Raw genomic sequence first — 16,898 nt, 5'->3', positions numbered from 1 at the left:
GAAATAGAAATGTAGTGGTAAGGTGGTAGGCCGGAAGGTTTATCACCTTATTTTGCAAGAGGAGCGTATGAAAAATCAGAAAATACAACTGGACGAGGAAATCGTATATCCGCTGGCAGAACAGCGGTTCATAAAAACCTGCGGTTTTGACCTCAACCGGGAGAAGCATCAGAGAATGATGAAAAGAGGTCAAAAGGTAAGGGAAGACGGGATCGGCGGGATTCGCATTCAGGCACTGGTTTCTTTTTATGATTCGGAGATTTTTAAAGACGGAAGGATAAGGGCAGGAGATGCGGAAATCTGCTGCAATTATTTTGAGCAGATACCGGAGAATGCGGTAAAAGGAATCTATTTCTACATGCTGACAGCCGGGGAATGCTATTTTTCCAGTGAGGATAATATCATGGATTTTCTGTATGCGGATATCTGGGGCACAAATTATGTAGATGCCGGTATTGAGATATTAAAGGGAAAGATTGAAGAGGATATGAAGAACAGGCTGAAAGGCGAAAAGCCTGTTTATCTGTCCGAAGAATTTGGACCGGGATACTTCGGCATGCCCATTATGGAGTCTAAAAAATTTTTTCAAATACTGAATGGAGAAGAGATAGGCGTATCCGTGAAAGACAGCGGATTGCTGATACCGCAGAAGACTTGTTCAGGACTTTTTTTTGTATTGAACGACCCGGACATTAAGACGGAGCCGGAATGCATGAGATGTTTGGGAAATCCGTCGGGATGCCGTTTCTGTAAAATCCGGGCAAGAATGGAAGAGGTGCAGGAATGAAAATAACTTTTTTACCTCAGGCTTTGACAGGCGAAGCGGAGGAAGGGGAAACAATCCTTCAAGCTGCTATAAAAGCCGGTGCCAGTATAGACGGAAATTGTGCGGGAATGGGAACCTGCGGAAAATGTAAAGTCAAAGTCCTGTCCGGGAATAAAGAGGTCTGCCGGGATCCTCACCGCAAGCTTTCTGAACAGGAAATAGAGCAGGGGGTTCGGCTGGCCTGCTGCCAGCCTGTTTCCGATGGAATGGTCGTTGAAATCCCTGATTCAGAGACCACTGCGGCAAGAAAAAAGAGACTGATATGTCTGCCGGAGGGATTTGTGCGGAACGCTGCTGTAAAAAAGATCTTTCTATCCGTTCCTAAGGCTTCCCTTTTGGATCAGAGGAGCGATGAGGTACGGATCAGAGAGGTATTGGACAAAGAGGAATTGACCTTTAGCGGTTCTGTATTGCGCCATATGCCAAAGGTACTGAAAGAGAGCAGGGACGTGACACTGACCATCCGAAACAACCGGGTCCTATATATAGAGGCAGGCGATAAGGCGAAGGAAAATTACGGAGTCGCGGTAGATATTGGAACAACTACGGTGGTTGTCCTGCTTTGGAATCTGGAAACGGGTGAACTGGTTCAGGCAGAATCCGGTACAAATCCACAGGGCGCCTATGGAGCAGATGTTATTTCCAGAATAACGTATGCAATGGAACAAGTGGAAAATTTGGAGACCCTCCATCAGGCAATCCTTCAGTATATCAATAAAGCAGTGGAGAAATTCCAAAAAGAAGCCGAAATTGATCCGGAGCATATCTATCAATATGTGGTCGTAGGCAATACGACCATGAGCCACCTGTTCCTTGGGGTGGATCCGTCTCAGTTGGCGGCGTCTCCTTTCGCACCGGTCTTTACCGGAAGCGTTCAAATAAAAGCAGAGGAATTGGGACTTAAAGCAAACAAAAATGCGGTAGTGTATTTGGCGGCCAATATAGCAGGGCATGTAGGCTCGGATATTACGGCGGGGATTATAACAACGGATCTGATGGACTGTAATAAGGGCCACCTTTTTATCGATATCGGAACCAATGGAGAAATCGTGCTGACCGGAAAGGGTAGGGCGGTAGCGTGTTCTACAGCCGCCGGACCGGCCTTTGAAGGAAGCTCTGTGAAACAGGGAATGAGAGCGGCCGGCGGAGCCATAGAGCGGGTGGAGCTTTCAGAGGAGGAGGTTCAGATCGCTGTGATTGGAGGTGGAAAGCCTATCGGAATCTGCGGTTCCGGTATCATCGATGCGCTTGGAGAAATGCTCCGGTTTGGAATCGTAGATAAATCCGGCAGACTGCTTTCCGGAGAGAAGCTGGCGAAAAAAGGCGTTTGTGAAAAACTGGCAGAACGTGTAAGGCCGAGTGAAAAGGGCAGTGAATTTGTACTCTATTTCAGCCCCGACGGAAAAAGTGATGTGGTTCTTTCTCAAAAAGACGTGCGGGAGGTTCAGCTGGCTAAGGCGGCTATTTCTGCGGGCATCTCCATTCTAATGAAGGAAGCGGGCATATCTGCTGATGATTTAGAGCGAATAAGCATTGCCGGTGCCTTTGGCAGTTACATCCGAAACACCAGTGCCATACATGTAGGGCTCCTTCCTCCCATAGAGGAGGATAAAATTGTGTCTCTGGGAAACTCGGCGGGAATTGGGGCATCCATGATGTTATTGTCGGCAGCTTGTCTGGCCGCCTCTGAGCGGGCCGCCGGAAACATTGAGCATATAGAATTGGCTGCAAGGGAGGATTTTCAGGAGGAGTATATGGCCGCCATGATGTTTTAAAGGAGATACTATAATCGATAAGATATGGTAGTAGGAGGGGAACATGCTAGATTTAAGAAAAAGAAATTTTACAAAAGCGGAACTGGTACAGATGCTAAGCGAGGAGGATCCGGAGGAGCTGGATATTCTCTTTGATACGGCACGTACAATCCGGGAGGATGTGCAGGGCGATAAGATTTTTGCCTATGGCTTTGTGTATTTTACCACCTTCTGTAAAAACAACTGCAATTTCTGCTATTACAGAAAATCCAACAACATTGAACGGTATCGAAAGACCCCTGAAGAAATTCTTGCCACCTCTAAGGAGTTGATTGATTCCGGGGTAAATCTCATCGACTTGACTATGGGAGAGGATCCGGAATACCGCCGGGAAGAATTTAACACCGTGGCTGACATCATCAGAACGATTAAAAAGGAATACGATACGCCGGTCATGATTTCTCCCGGAGTGGTAGAAAAGCACATCATAGATAAGCTGGCGGAGGCCGGAGCCGATTGGTATGCCTTATATCAGGAAACCCACAACAGAGAGCTTTTTAAGAAGCTGAGGGTGGGCCAGGACTATGATGAACGGATGAATGCCAAGCTGTATGCAAAGGAAAGAGGCATGTACATAGAAGAAGGACTGCTGGCCGGTATCGGTGAAAGCAGTCAGGACATTGCCGATTCTTTGCTGACCATGGGACAGATGGGGGCAAAACAGGTTCGTGTGATGAGCTTTGTCCCGCAGGAGGGAAGTCCTATGGAAAGCTGTCAGACTCCTGATCGAACGGAAGAATTGAAAATTATAGCTTTAATGCGAATTTTGTATCCTCACGCACTGATTCCCGCGTCTCTGGATGTGGATGGAATCGGCGGACTAAAAGATCGGATTCGGGCAGGAGCGAATTTGATTACCTCTATCATACCGCCCCGGTCGGGATTCATGGGCGTGGCTCAAAATACCATGGATGTGGATGAAGGCGGAAGAACCGTAGAAGAAGCCAGAAATATTTTGTCTGAAATGGGGCTGCGCATTGCTTCAAAAGAGGAATATAAAAGGTTTATCCGTGAGGAAATGAGATGAAAATAGCAATAATAGGCGGAAAACTGCAAGGGACAGAGGCCGTATATTTGGCCAAGCTTGCCGGCATACAGAGCATTTTAATCGACCGGAACTCCAGTGCTCCCGCTTCCGGTATATGTGATCGGTTCGTATGCGGCGACATTGTTCAAAAGGAGCAGAAGGTCATCGATGCCATGAAAGAGGCTGATTTTGTATTGCCGGCCAATGAGAACGATCTGGTTTTAAAAGCGGTAAGAGAAATCTGTGAAGAAGAGAATCTAAAGCTCGCCTTTGATTTTAATGCGTATGAGATTACGTCCTCAAAGATCAAATCCGATAAGCTTTTTCACCGGAACCACATACCGGCTCCTCTTTATTATCCTCAGGGAAAAGCACCCTACATAATAAAGCCTTCCGGCGAAAGCGGTTCCGTCGGCGTGCTGCTGGCGGAAACGGAACAGCAGGCAGAGGCATTTTTAAGGAACCGGGCGGACAGAGAAAACTGGATTGCAGAGGAATATCTGGAAGGGCCGTCTTATTCCATAGAAGTAATTGGAAATGAGAAGGAATACAGAACGTACACAGTAACGCAGATTCATATGGATTCTGTTTACGACTGCTGTAAGGTGACAGCACCTTGTCCGGAATTGACGGAGGTTCAGAAAGAGGAATTTTCAAGGCTTGGTATCACCCTTGCCAAGCTGATTCATCTGAACGGGATCATGGATGTGGAGGTAATCCTGCACGAGGGTCAGCTCAAGGTGTTGGAAATCGATGCGAGGATTCCCAGTCAGACCCCTGTGGCCGTTTACTATTCCTCCGGCGTAAATCTGCTTTCCGAACTGGCAGATATGGTGCTGTATGGCAGTTTCTGCCGGGAAAAGCGTGATGACGGAAGGTATTGTGCATATGAACACTATAAATTAGAGCAGGGAGAAATCCTTCAGGAAGGGGAGCATATGATGAGCAGTGCAGAACCCTTGCACCTTATGGAAGGCGCCTTTGGATCGGATGTGATTCTCTCAGATTATGCGGAAGGGTGCAGTCAATTCAAAGGGATTTTTGTCAACAGTGCCTCCGACCCGGAGCAGCTGGAAGAAAAACGGGCATCCGTGGCCGCTCGGCTAAAACAGTTACCATAAAAGCAAATAATAGTATTAAAATAAAAGGATGGAATGTGATACAATACGTCTATAGAGATATTGATTGCAGAAAGAGGGCATACCAATGGAAAAGTTCACGGTTACACAGCGGGAAAGAATTGGGGAATTGAACGGAACGACAGAGAGGATGGAACTGGAATTTGAGACCATCGAGGACAGAGACCGTTCTTTCAGGGAAATGGAAACATCTATGGTGAAGGAGAGCCGGGCGAAGATTCGAACGCTTCTCCATGAAAAACATGTGACCGGAACCGTAGAGACCGGAAGAAAGCTGGAACAGTGGCTTACGGGCGAAGGCTTTACCAAGGTGGAGACTCCCACTATCATAACCAAAAAAATGCTGGCTCAGATGACCATTGACGAAGGCCATAAATTAAACGATCAGGTTTTCTGGCTGGACAGCAAAAAATGCCTGAGACCTATGCTGGCACCGAATCTTTATGTGGTCATGAGAGAACTAAAACGGATGACCAATGAACCGGTAAAAATTTTTGAAATCGGATCATGCTTTCGCAAGGAATCTCAGGGGGCTCAGCACATGAATGAGTTTACCATGCTCAACTGTGTGGAACTGGCTTATGTGGAGGACGGGCAGCAGCTTGAGGAATTGAAAAGGCTGGCTCATGCGGCGATGGCGCAGCTTGGTGTTCCAAAAGAGGAATATCGTTTGGTGGTGGAAGAATCTGTGGTATACGGCAGTACGGTGGATATTGAAATCAATGGATTGGAAGTAGCCTCCGGTTCCTATGGACCGCATTTTTTAGACAGCCAGTGGGGCGTATTCGACACTTGGGTAGGCATTGGTTTTGGCATAGAGCGGCTGACCATGGCTCTTTCCGGGAGCAAAACGATTAAGCGTTACGGGAAAAGTATCTCCTTTATAGACGGACAGCCGTTAAATATATAAAATGCACTGGACAGCCTTATACAAAAATGTGGAGAGCAAGCAGGTATAAAGATGTTGGAAGAGGTAATGAAATGACCAGATTAAAGACAGAGTGGATTGAATATATGCTGGAAGGCATGGATGAATACAACAGGCAGCTGAAAGCCAGAACGGATATGAATCTGGCGGAGCTGATCAAAACGACCTTTCATATGAAAGACGAAGCCTTTGAACAGGCCAAAGCAGTGAATAAGATTGCCGTGATTCCCATCACGCAGGGAGAAGGGATCATCGGCTCTTTCAGTGAATCTGTGGCAGCCATTCTTGAATCCATGGGGTTTGAAGCCTTGGTAATGGAGCATACGGATATTGACGGGATTTATGAAGCCAGCGAAAGAGGCTGTGACCTATTGTTCTTTGCAGATGATGTCCGGTATCTGGCACTGAATATAAAAAGCGGGAAGGTATCGGATAACAATTATGCTACCGCTTTGGGGTTTATCCAAGGGCTTCAGGCCTTAATGAACAAGCATGGAAAAGATATTCATCAGGAAAAAATTCTTCTGATTGGATATGGCATCGTAGGCAGGGAAGCAGAAAAGATTCTGGCAAAAGAAAAGATTGATTTTGATATATTTGACAAGGATGATACCGCAATAAAGGGGTTACCTTATCCGGTACTGACAGAAAGAAATCAGATCAAGAATTATCCCTATATATTAGACTTTACAAACGAAGGCGAATGGCTGAAAAAAGAATTTCTTCACGCAGATCTTTTATATGCCAGCCCCGGTGTGCCGTATTCCATGGATGAGGAAGCAAAGACCTGCTTTGAGGAACGATCCATTCATGACAATCTGGAAATCGGCACAGCTGTTATGCTGGGACAGATCTTAGCCGATTAAACCGTAAATTTTTATTGCGCAGGGAATATTGCCGCAATATGGCGGAGTATCATAAAAAGCTGCCATTTCATACATGGGGTGTGGATCGTATGGATCACATGGACTCTAAATCCATGAAGCCGGGTGAGACTCCCGGACACCTCGCCATTATAAAGAAGAAATGGCGCTCTTATCGGATGCTCGGTGACAGGCGGAAAGGAAGGCTGTATAGGATGTCAGATAGTAAGAAGAGATATTATAGAAAAAACATCGAACTGTTTGTTCTGCTGAATAAAATGAAACTGTGGCCCTCCAGAAACGGCGTGCTTCATGGCATTAAAAATATAGAGCTGCACGGAGAATATGCGACGATTACCACCCACTGCGGCAAGACCTTTCAAGTCTACAATTCGAGAAATTCCAGAGCCGCAAGGTGGCTTCGGAATAAGTGGGCGGAAAAGCCCTGTACGGATTGCCGTGTACCGGAATGGAAGCTGGAAAAGTACTCCAAGACTTTTTTTGATTCCCATTACGGCAGCGATTTAATTCATAAAGGATAGACCACTAAAAAATAAAAACTCTTTCTGTCGGCGGGTTACTTGCCGGCAGTTTTTTTTATTGCCTGTAAATATTTTCTTGATTGTTTTGCAGTCCTGTGATAAACTGTCCAATATGACAAGACACATATATATTTATGTAAATTTACATTGATAAAAAGGAGCGATTTTTATGGAACAGATTGCAAAGCTTACCAATCGGATTGACAGGCTGCCGTCAACCCCTATGCTGAAAAAAATTTTGTTTTTAACCGGGCTTGGCTGGATGTTTGATGCCATGGATCAGGGAATGGTATCAGGGGTCATGGCGGCTATCGGAACAGATTGGAATCTGAGCACCGGTCAGATCGGATTATTGGGAAGCTCAGGAATGCTGGGCATGATTTTAGGAGCGGCATTATCGGGTATGGCTGCGGATAAGTGGGGCAGAAAAAATATTGTCATGTACACACTGGTCCTATATGGTGTGGCAAGCGGATTAGCCGGATTTGCCGTAAACTATCCCATGCTGCTGGTCCTGAGATTCTGCACAGGATTTGGATTGGGAGGCGAATTACCTGCGGCATCTACCTTAGTCAGTGAGTATTCACCAAAGAAAATCCGCGGGCGTAATGTTATTATTCTGGAAAGCTTTTGGGCTTGGGGGTGGATTCTGGCAGCATTGGTCGCGTACCTGCTGATACCGGTCTATGGCTGGCGCATAGCGTTTTGGGCAGGAGCTGTACCGGCCTTGTTTGCGGCTTATTTAAGAAAAGCGGTGCCGGAATCCCCCAGATATCTGGAAGAAGCAGGCCGATATGAAGAAGCAGAGCATTTAGTTCGAATCATGGAAAAACAGGCCGGCAGAGAAGCTTTATCGGAACAGGCAGAGTGTGAAGGACTATCCGAGCAGACATGGAAATCTCACCGGGACGGCGAAGCCTTACAGGAACGGCAGCTGAAAAAAAGCCCGTCTTTGGGAGAGCTGTGGTCAAAAAAATATATAAAGACCACGGTGGTGCTCTGGACGATTTGGATCGGTATAAATTTCGGGTATTATGGTTTTGTACTGTGGACTCCGTCTCTGTTGATGGCACAGGGGTTTGAGCTGGTCAAGAGCTTTGAATTTACCCTGATCATGTGTTTGGCTCAGCTGCCAGGGTATTTCAGCGCGGCATATTTTGTGGAAAAGATCGGACGAAAAAAGGTACTGACGATTTACTTTGCGGGAACCGCCTTAGCGGCGTGGCTTTTCGGACATGCAGACTCCGCCGCTCTTGTTCTGATCTACGGCTGTATGCTCTATTTCTTTAGCTTGGGAGCTTGGGGATGTGTATATACCTATACACCGGAGGTTTATCCGACCGCGGCCAGAGCCAGCGGTGCCGGATGGGCGGCGGCGTTTGGACGAATCGGTGCGTTTATCGCTCCGCTTATCGTACCGGTGATATATGATACTTATGGAAACGAAAGGGGATATACCTATATTTTTATTTTACTCACCGGAGTATTTGCTGCCGTAGCCGTCGTGGCAGGTATTTTCGGAAAGGAGACCATGGGAAAGTCCTTAGAAGAAATCAGCGGGTAGCATTCGTATCTCAGATCGTTATAAGAACTTGTCTATTGCATTATTGACCTCCACTTTTGAAAAAACGATGGAGGTCTCCGTTAAGGCGTAGGGGGATATGGCATTTATGAACTGCTCAATATCCCCTAACGAAGCAACGGACAATTTGACTATAAAGCACGCAGCTCCTGCAATCCTATAGCACCATTCACTGTGCTTATAATTCTTAATAAAATTTTTAAATCTCTCATGCTGCCCATCCTTCATGGTGACTTCGACGATACAATCAATGACGAAGCCAAGCTCCTTTTTGTTTAAAAGGATGGTATATCCTTCAATAATGTGGTTGTCCTCAAGCCTTCTCACCCTTTCGGTAACGGAAGGCGGGGAAAGATTTACTCGCTTTGATAGTTCTCTTATGGAGATTCGGCTGTCTGTCTGTAATTCTTTCAAAATCCGCACATCAATTTCATCAACTTTCATTTGAAATGCCTTTCTTAAAAATATATATCAATAGAAACATAAAACATAATAATATTGTTTTATACGAAATACAATTTTCATTATATACTTGATATAATAAATCTGTCAACAAAACAAATGATTGAAGGAGGACGATTTATGGCAGGTATTTCTTTTTCACAGAATGGGCTGACACCGTTTCAGCAACTATTAGGACATAATAAGGACATATTGGATAAGTGGGTATCCCTGGAAGACTGTATTTTTTCCAGTGAGACCTTTTCAGCAGAATTAAAAGAGGAGGTGCGGCGCACTCTGGCCTTTAATAACGGCTGTGAATATTGCAAGGCAAAGGGAGCACCGTCGGAAAGCATAACGGATTTGCAGACACAATTAGCCGCTTATGCGGCAAATCTGTCCGGCCAAAAAACCCATATCAGCCCGGATGAATTCAGGCCGCTTAAGGAAACATTTACAGACAGTGAGCTTTCGGAGCTGCTGGCACTTATCTGCTTTATAACAGCATGCCAAAGATTTGGGGCTTTACTGGGCTTAGAGGCGAGCTGTCAAATATAATGGCTCCGGTCTATTGATAGGCGGCAGTCAAAGGCCCTCTCATTAGTAAGAAATGAGAGGGCCTTTGCTTCCGTAGCAGATTATTCGATACGCATAAGCTTAATACGCATAGATCATATGGCCGATTTGAACGGCAACAGTTTTGGATAGGATCCACGCATTGGTGGCGGAGTCATCATAATAGAACTGCGCCCCCTTGGTGGGATCGGCTCCCGCTATAGCCTCTTTTGCTGCCTGAATGGATTCCGGCTCAGCGGGGCGGTCAATCCATCCGTTTACTACAGGAGTAAATTGATAAGATCCATTGATATTCTGGTAGATTACCTCCCGGATGCTGTTTGCCCATAAGCCGCTCTGTACTCTGTTTATGACCACAGCTCCTACGGCTACCTTGGCTTGGTAGGGCTCTCCTTGTGCTTCTGCTGTAATCAGTCTTGCCAGCAGATCGGCTTCTTTGCCGGCTGGGTTTTCTGATTCCGAAGCTGTACTTGGAGCTGTTTGGGCTGAATCAGCCGGCAGGTTCGCTGAAAGGGCTGTTTGAGCGGAAATGCCCGAAGAAATGACCGGCATCGTTTCGTTTGATTCCGTTTTAGCAGGAGATACGTCTTCTGCTTTTTTAATTTTTGTTCGAGCTTCAATTCCTGTATTTCTTGAAGCTAATCCTCTGGATACCCCTTGCTGCTCCTTGTCCGTTCGCGCATACAGGGTGGCTTCTTGCAGATTTGTAATCGGCTGAGAAGAAACCTCGGGTAAAAATTTGTCAGCTGAAATGTTTTTTTGAGGCTTCTTTGGAGTCTCCCTGACCTCTTCGGAGCGGGATGATTGGTCTCCCTTTAAACTGGAAAGCTGGTCAGATGGAGTGGCTGTTAAGGTATCGATAAAAAGTAAAGCAATAACGAAAATTAGACACGTGATCCACTGCTTTAAACGATTTTTTTTAAGCTGGTTCATAATTTTCCTCCTTATGCCTACCAAGTTCGTTGACGGATTCGAATATAGTATTATTTTAATAGGATACCGACCAATAAGCTAATGGAAAATTTATGAAGCCCCATTGGGCAGGAATGCAGATAGGCATTGTAATCCACCTCAATTTATTGTAACATACAAGCAGTATCAACGTATGATGTGATAAAATAAAAGAAGGGGTGATTTTTTGAGCACATTATATTTACCAATATTTGAAGAGAAAGAGGGGGTAAGGGCTTTTTTCTCCACTAAGGCGGGAGCAAGCCTTCAAAGCCCATATTATAACAAAAAAGTTTTAGAGGAATTATCTTTACAGAATTGCAGGCTGGTATGGCCGGAACAGGTGCACCAGACCCATATCGAAGTTATAAGGGAATCAGCGGAAAGCAGGGAGCCTGTCAGAGCCGCGAAAACAGATGGGATTATTACCAATAATCCGGATATTTTGCTGACCACCGTTCATGCAGATTGTCTTGCCGTATTTTTTTATGACAAAAAGAAAAAAGCAATTGGATTGGTACATGCGGGGTGGAGGGGGACCGTGGGAGGCATTGTTGTAAAAGCCGTAAAACAGATGGAATCGGAATATGGAAGCAAGCCGGAGGATATAGCGGCCTTTATCAGTCCGGGTATCAGTAAATGCTGTTTTGAAACGGGAGAAGAAGTCTATGACCTGTTTTTAGAAAACTGGAAATGGGCAGATGCTTTTGCAGAAAAAAAAGGATCAAAATATTATATTGATTTAAAAGGGATCAACGAAAGACAGCTTTTAGAGGCCGGGGTCAGGGAAATTCAAGTCAGCGGATATTGCACGTGTTGCCGACCGGAAATGTTCTGCTCCTATCGGAGAGAGCAGGGAACGAAAATGCGGATGGGCGCAGGGATTTGCCTGAGCAGATAAAAGCGTTGATCTTTTCATGTGATAGGCGCAGAACTATAAAACCCGTGTAAATTTGCAGCTTGCATGGTATAATGAACGCAATAATTGGAGCCGGCGTTGCCGCAGGGAAGCGTTCATTGCATCACACTTCGACGCAGCTTGTGTGGTATAATGAACGCAACGATTAGGCGGCGTTGCCGCAAGGGAGCGTTCATTGAAACTGAGGATTATGGAGTGGAAGAGATTATGCGAAATGACAATTTTATAGATTTTGGGGAAGAAATAAGTAAAACGATTAGAAAAGTATTGAACAATCAGGATTTTTATGACTTAAGAAATACCATAAACCGCACGATGAATCACGTGCCGGGAATGGGAGGATACCCATTCTTTCAAAATCCTCCAGGCAATGATGGATTCCCGCATTTGTCGAAGGAGTATCAGGAGAATGTTCAGAAAAATGCTTCCGGAGATTACGATCCCTTTGGGGCGCAGAATATAAGTGCCTATCCTAAGAAGCAAAAAGGAGTAGGTTCGATTGCAGGCATTCTGCTGCTGACTTTCGGTACCATTGGATCCACTATTTCCGGGCTGACCGTCTTGACTGGAATGGTGACGGAACTTACTGTGGGGAATATTCCGGCATTATCGGTGGTCACGGAAGTATTTGGCATACTTTTTTTCGCTTTTCTGACTATGATTATTTCAGGGCTTACCCTGAGAAAGCGGGCAAAACGATTTCAACGTTATCAAAAGGTGCTGAATGGACGTACTTTTTGTATGATACAGGAATTGGCAGTTGCAACGGGAAAAGAAAACAAGTTTATTATCAAAGACCTTCGGAAAATGGTCAAAGCCGGGCTATTCACGGAAGGGTATTTGGATGAACAAGAAACCTGTCTGATAACAGACTATAAGACTTATATGCAATATTTGGCTACTGTGGAAAATGCAAAGGAACGGCAGAAAGAAGAAAAAAGAGAACAGGAAAAGTGGGCAGGACGGCAGGACGGAGCCGTATTAAAAGACACAATAGAAGAAGGAAAAAGCTATATTTGTACTATAAAAGCGGCCAATGATGCTTTACCGGAAGCTGAAATTTCAGAAAAGCTGGATCTTTTGGAAAGAGTGACAACGAAAATATTTGATTATGTGGAAGAGCATCCGGAAAAACTTTCAGAAATTCGTAAATTTATGTGTTATTATATGCCCATTACATTGAAATTAGTTAAGGCATATCAGCAGTTCGATCAACATGCGTTCCCTGCAGGGGAGATTGCAGATACGAAGAAAGAAATCAAGGATACACTTGATACGATTAATCTGGCGTATCAAAATTTATTAAAAAGGTTAATGCAGACTGATATTTTAGACGTTTCTTCGGATATTTCCGCATTAGAGACCATATTGGCACAGGAAGGGCTGACTGAAGACGATTTTATGCAAGGTCATACAAGAAATCAAGAGGAATAAGACAAGGGGAGGAAGAAAATAAAAGATGAGTGAACAGATAAAAGAAACAGAAATGCCGGCACCGACTTTGACCTTTGAACCGTTTGCAGAGGAAGAAGCTGCACAGTCCGGTTCATCGAGTATGCATCTAAATGATGATATGGTGCAGAAATCTGCCCGGGTGCAGGAAATACCGCTGACCGAAGAGGAAGAGAAAATCATTGAGGAGTTTGCGTCAAAAATAGAACTTAGCAATTCCAACATGATTATACAATATGGCTCCGGCGCACAAAAGAAAATTGCAGATTTTTCGGAATCCGCATTGGATAATGTACGAACAAAAGACTTGGGGGAAATTGGCGGAATCCTCTCAAATGTTGTAATGGAACTAAAAAATTTTGAAGCAGAAGATAGCAAAGGATTTTTGGGAATTTTTAAACGCACATTCAATAAAATTGCAAATATGAAAACAAAATATGACAAGGCTGAGATTCATGTGACTAAGATCTGTACCGTATTGGAAAACCATCAAATCCAATTATTAAAGGATGTAGCCATGTTAGATAAAATGTATAATATGAACAAAGTATATTTTAAAGAACTGTCCATGTATATTCTGGCAGGGAAGAGAAAATTGGATGAGGTACGGAATACAGAGCTTCCGGTCTTGGAAGAACGGGCAAAAATCAGTGGACTGCCGGAGGATGCGCAAGCTGTTAACGACTTATCAGCTTTATGCAGCCGTTTTGAAAAAAAGCTTCACGATCTGGAATTGACGAGGATGATTTCGATTCAGATGGCACCGCAGATCCGCCTTGTGCAGAATAATGACACGTTAATGTCAGATAAAATTCAATCTACGCTGGTCAATACGATTCCTCTCTGGAAAAGCCAGATGGTTCTTGCGCTGGGAATTGCTAATTCAAAACAGGCAGCAGAAGCACAGCGTAAGGTGACAGATATGACAAATGATCTGTTGCGAAAGAATGCAGAAACCTTGAAAATGGCTTCTATTGATGCGGCAAAGGAATCAGAACGTGGAATCGTTGATATAGAAACACTGGCGAATACAAACCAAAGCTTGATTTCTACCTTGGAGGAAGTAACCAGAATTCAGGAGGAAGGCAGGCGGAAACGGGCTCAGGCAGAGACGGAGCTGCTCCGCATGGAGGGAGAACTGAAACAAAAATTGCTGGAAATACGTAAATAAACAGCTTAGACAGAAGGGATGGAGAAGATGAAAAAAAAGACTGTGAGCTTACTGCTCTGCATAGCAATGATACTGACCATGATACCGGGGGAGGCGGTGACCGCGTGGGCTGATACCGACGCCTCTCCCCAGAATGAAGCACAGCCTTTGGAAAAAGAACCGATTTTGGCATACATACCGCTGGATAACAGACCGGTCAATGTAGACCGGGTGATCTACGAGGCAGAATCTGCGGGGTTTCAGGTCATGATGCCGGAGGAAGATTTATATGCCACCAGATTAGACGGGCAGCCGCTGAATTCCAACGGAACCCCGTATGGAGACAGTAAGAAGCTGATGGAATGGCTGGAAGAGATGGATAAAAAAACCGATTACTTTGTGATTTCTTTAGATCAGCTGCTTTCCGGCGGTCTGGTAAATTCCCGTACCTTGTACAGCAGCAAATATTTTGACGAATATCAAATGATTGACAAGCTGGTGGAGCTTTCCCAGAACAATCATATCTATATCGTCGATACGGTCACCCGGCTGGCATCCTGCACGGTGGGATATCAGGGAGCGACTCTTGAAACGTATAACTATCTGAGACAGTATAATTTAACACCCAGATCTGTATTGAATCAGAAGAATCTTACCGTAAAAAATATTATTTCAGATTATACGCGGGATGAGCAGGGAAAGAAAATTCCGGTGAGTTCCCAATATTCCAAGGAAGTAAGTCAGTCCTTAAAGACCCGGGAGAGGAAATTAAGCATGATTGATTATATTCTTTCCATGGATTCGGCCGGAAAAATGAAATATTTTATCGGGATTGATGACTCCAACCCACAGAATACCATTCAGACCAATGAAGTCAACTTTATAGGAAAGAAATTGGGCGATAGGGGATTGATCTACTCCGGTGCGGATGAGCTGGGCATGATGGCCGTACTGAATCTGATGATCGACTATTATGGGAACGATGTCAAGGCATCCGCCGTGTATTTCGGCAACACGGAAAGCTCAGGCTCCGGTTCTGTGTACGATATGGAAACGGTCAAAGAAAATGTGGAAAAGCACCTGCAAAGTATCGGGGTCAAATTGGTGGATAAAGATAAAGCCGATATGGAAATCGTCGTATTGACTTCTCCCTCCACGGCAATCCTGAATTCAAAGTATATCAGCCAGATGATCGATTACATTAATCAGAATATTGCGAAGGGAACGCCCACCATCGTTATTAACTCAGCCCCTTCCGCATATGGGGGCAATTTGGAGTACCGGATGATTCGGGAGTGTGAAATGAGCATGCTGCTGGCTTACAGCAGCTGGGGAACCGTGGGAAATTCTATTGGATTATCCTTATGCAACGGGATTTCACGATATTTGTATTTACACAGCAGAGATAACAGCAGCGATAAAGCCGATATTGCATTCCTGAAAGGATTGATTTTCTCCTATGAAAAGGATATAAGCTATATCAGAGGGGGAGGAAAGACGTTATTTAACGATTATCTGACTTCCAAGGGCTGGTCTGCCAGCAATTTTTATCAGAGCGATGAACAGGTAAAAACGGTCAATGCGGATTTGGAAAACATGCTGAAAACCTCTGAATATAATGTGACGGTAAACGACATCGTGAATAACCTGACCGACTGCCGGTATTTAAAAGGCTTAGGCGGGGAGTGCGGTATCATTGGAAAGATCAATCTGAACCATTACTCGGCACCATTCTTCCGAACCTATGAAATTCGATTTGACATCGGCGTGAAGCTAAGTGATATTACCTTAAAAGGGTTCAAAGATTCCCTGACTGTCAACATGCCATATGCACCTACTGAAGGGCAGCTGACATACTCGCTCAACCTGTATTATCTGGATGCTTCCGGGAAGCTGCAGAAACTGCCGTGCGTGTATGATAAAAATACGGGAACCGTACAATTTGCCACCAATATGCTGCCGAACTTCTTTACGGATACCCGAAGCATGGAGGCGGATAAGGCGGAATCTCTATTTGCAGATGTTCCGGTATCGGCCTGGTACTTCGATTATGTTATGTATGCGTACGAAAAGGGCATGATGAATGGAACGGGCGGCAGCCTGTTTCAGCCGAAGGCTCCGATGACGCGTGCCATGATGGTCTATACCCTTTATAAGATGGCGGGAGCGCCGGAGGTAAAAGGAAATGTTTCGGTTCCGGAAGATGTGGGAAGCAGCTGGTATAAGCCGGCAGTGGAATGGGCACTGGAAAATGGCATTGCTTCAGAAAATTGGGAAAAGAAGTTTGCGGGCAACGATTCGGTGACCCGTGAGCAGCTTGCGGATATGCTGTGGAAATATGCAAAATATAAGGGAATGGACGTTACAAAGGGCAAATATGCGGACGTATATCATTATGCGGATGTCTTTGCTGTCTCCCCGCAGTTGAGAGATGGTGTGGACTGGGCGTGCAGTGCGGGCATCCTGACAGGAACCGGCACGGGGACGATCCTCGCCCCTCAGAGCCCGGCGACCCGGGGAGAAGTAGCTGCCATGCTGAAACGTTTTGCCGAAATAGAATAACAGTCTTTATCATTTAAAGTTTAATGAGACCGTAAAAGTACAAAGTTGTATTTTTACGGTCTTTTAAATTTTTTGGCAAAATGAAACAAATTTATTGACTTTTTTTATAAAGTGTTTTAGTATTGA

15 protein-coding genes are annotated in these 16,898 nt (G+C 44.9%); 13 read left to right on the top strand and 2 right to left on the bottom strand.

The window, feature by feature from the left end; all coding sequences use genetic code 11:
* The first annotated feature begins 67 nt into the window (after positions 1 to 67).
* The 8 genes from EQM06_RS09295 (at position 68) to EQM06_RS09260 (ending at position 8,703) form a co-directional block, all read left to right on the top strand.
* Positions 68 to 787: a hypothetical protein gene (locus EQM06_RS09295; protein WP_128746158.1), complete on the top strand. Its 720-nt coding sequence runs from the start codon at positions 68 to 70 to the stop codon at positions 785 to 787.
* On the top strand, positions 784 to 2,601 hold the full coding sequence (locus tag EQM06_RS09290; RefSeq protein ID WP_128746157.1) for an ASKHA domain-containing protein: 1,818 nt from the start codon (positions 784 to 786) through the stop codon (positions 2,599 to 2,601). The genes EQM06_RS09295 and EQM06_RS09290 overlap by 4 nt, the downstream gene beginning before the upstream one ends.
* Positions 2,602 to 2,644: 43 nt before the next feature.
* Positions 2,645 to 3,667, top strand: coding sequence for a methylornithine synthase PylB (gene pylB, locus EQM06_RS09285; RefSeq protein ID WP_128746155.1), 1,023 nt, complete (start codon positions 2,645 to 2,647; stop codon positions 3,665 to 3,667).
* The gene (gene pylC / locus EQM06_RS09280; protein ID WP_128746153.1) at positions 3,664 to 4,788 is read left to right on the top strand and encodes a 3-methylornithine--L-lysine ligase PylC; all 1,125 of its coding nucleotides are present in this window, start codon (positions 3,664 to 3,666) and stop codon (positions 4,786 to 4,788) included. Before pylB ends, pylC begins: the two co-directional genes overlap by 4 nt.
* A gap of 85 nt (positions 4,789 to 4,873) precedes the next feature.
* Positions 4,874 to 5,716: a pyrrolysine--tRNA(Pyl) ligase large subunit gene (gene pylSc / locus EQM06_RS09275; RefSeq protein ID WP_128746151.1), complete on the top strand. Its 843-nt coding sequence runs from the start codon at positions 4,874 to 4,876 to the stop codon at positions 5,714 to 5,716.
* 71 nt (positions 5,717 to 5,787) lie between these two features.
* Positions 5,788 to 6,600 (top strand): 3-methylornithyl-N6-L-lysine dehydrogenase PylD, encoded by an 813-nt coding sequence (gene pylD / locus EQM06_RS09270; RefSeq protein ID WP_164914417.1) that lies wholly within the window; start codon positions 5,788 to 5,790, stop codon positions 6,598 to 6,600.
* A 38-nt stretch (positions 6,601 to 6,638) separates the two neighbouring features.
* Positions 6,639 to 7,139: a pyrrolysine--tRNA(Pyl) ligase small subunit gene (pylSn, locus tag EQM06_RS09265; RefSeq protein ID WP_330548323.1), complete on the top strand. Its 501-nt coding sequence runs from the start codon at positions 6,639 to 6,641 to the stop codon at positions 7,137 to 7,139.
* 169 nt (positions 7,140 to 7,308) lie between these two features.
* Positions 7,309 to 8,703, top strand: a complete 1,395-nt coding sequence (locus tag EQM06_RS09260; protein ID WP_330548322.1) for an MFS transporter — start codon at positions 7,309 to 7,311, stop codon at positions 8,701 to 8,703.
* Between the two features lie 18 nt (positions 8,704 to 8,721).
* Here EQM06_RS09260 and EQM06_RS09255 read toward each other — a convergent pair whose 3' ends face one another.
* Entirely contained in the window at positions 8,722 to 9,165 is a 444-nt protein-coding gene (locus EQM06_RS09255; RefSeq protein WP_128746147.1) for an Lrp/AsnC family transcriptional regulator, read from the bottom strand.
* Positions 9,166 to 9,303: 138 nt separating this feature from the next.
* Here EQM06_RS09255 and EQM06_RS09250 point away from each other — a divergent pair, with 138 nt between their 5' ends.
* Complete coding sequence (locus EQM06_RS09250; protein WP_128746145.1) at positions 9,304 to 9,720, top strand: carboxymuconolactone decarboxylase family protein; 417 nt, start codon at positions 9,304 to 9,306, stop codon at positions 9,718 to 9,720.
* A gap of 99 nt (positions 9,721 to 9,819) precedes the next feature.
* Here the strand turns inward: EQM06_RS09250 and EQM06_RS13365 are convergent, their stop codons facing one another.
* Positions 9,820 to 10,671: a cell wall hydrolase gene (locus EQM06_RS13365; protein WP_330548321.1), complete on the bottom strand. Its 852-nt coding sequence runs from the start codon at positions 10,669 to 10,671 to the stop codon at positions 9,820 to 9,822.
* Between the two features lie 205 nt (positions 10,672 to 10,876).
* Here EQM06_RS13365 and pgeF point away from each other — a divergent pair, with 205 nt between their 5' ends.
* The 4 genes from pgeF (at position 10,877) to EQM06_RS09225 (ending at position 16,772) form a co-directional block, all read left to right on the top strand.
* The gene (gene pgeF / locus EQM06_RS09240; protein WP_128746143.1) at positions 10,877 to 11,590 is read left to right on the top strand and encodes a peptidoglycan editing factor PgeF; all 714 of its coding nucleotides are present in this window, start codon (positions 10,877 to 10,879) and stop codon (positions 11,588 to 11,590) included.
* Positions 11,591 to 11,740: 150 nt separating this feature from the next.
* On the top strand, positions 11,741 to 13,042 hold the full coding sequence (locus tag EQM06_RS09235) for a 5-bromo-4-chloroindolyl phosphate hydrolysis family protein (protein ID WP_128746141.1): 1,302 nt from the start codon (positions 11,741 to 11,743) through the stop codon (positions 13,040 to 13,042).
* Between the two features lie 25 nt (positions 13,043 to 13,067).
* On the top strand, positions 13,068 to 14,231 hold the full coding sequence (locus EQM06_RS09230) for a toxic anion resistance protein (RefSeq protein ID WP_128746139.1): 1,164 nt from the start codon (positions 13,068 to 13,070) through the stop codon (positions 14,229 to 14,231).
* A gap of 27 nt (positions 14,232 to 14,258) precedes the next feature.
* Positions 14,259 to 16,772: a DUF4127 family protein gene (locus EQM06_RS09225; RefSeq protein ID WP_164914416.1), complete on the top strand. Its 2,514-nt coding sequence runs from the start codon at positions 14,259 to 14,261 to the stop codon at positions 16,770 to 16,772.
* Positions 16,773 to 16,898 lie beyond the last annotated feature (126 nt).

It is taken from the genome of Aminipila luticellarii (assembly GCF_004103735.1).
GTDB lineage: Bacteria > Bacillota > Clostridia > Peptostreptococcales > Anaerovoracaceae > Aminipila > Aminipila luticellarii.
The sequence above is the reverse complement of the archived record's forward strand: the minus strand, read 5'-3'. Positions and strand labels throughout refer to the sequence as shown.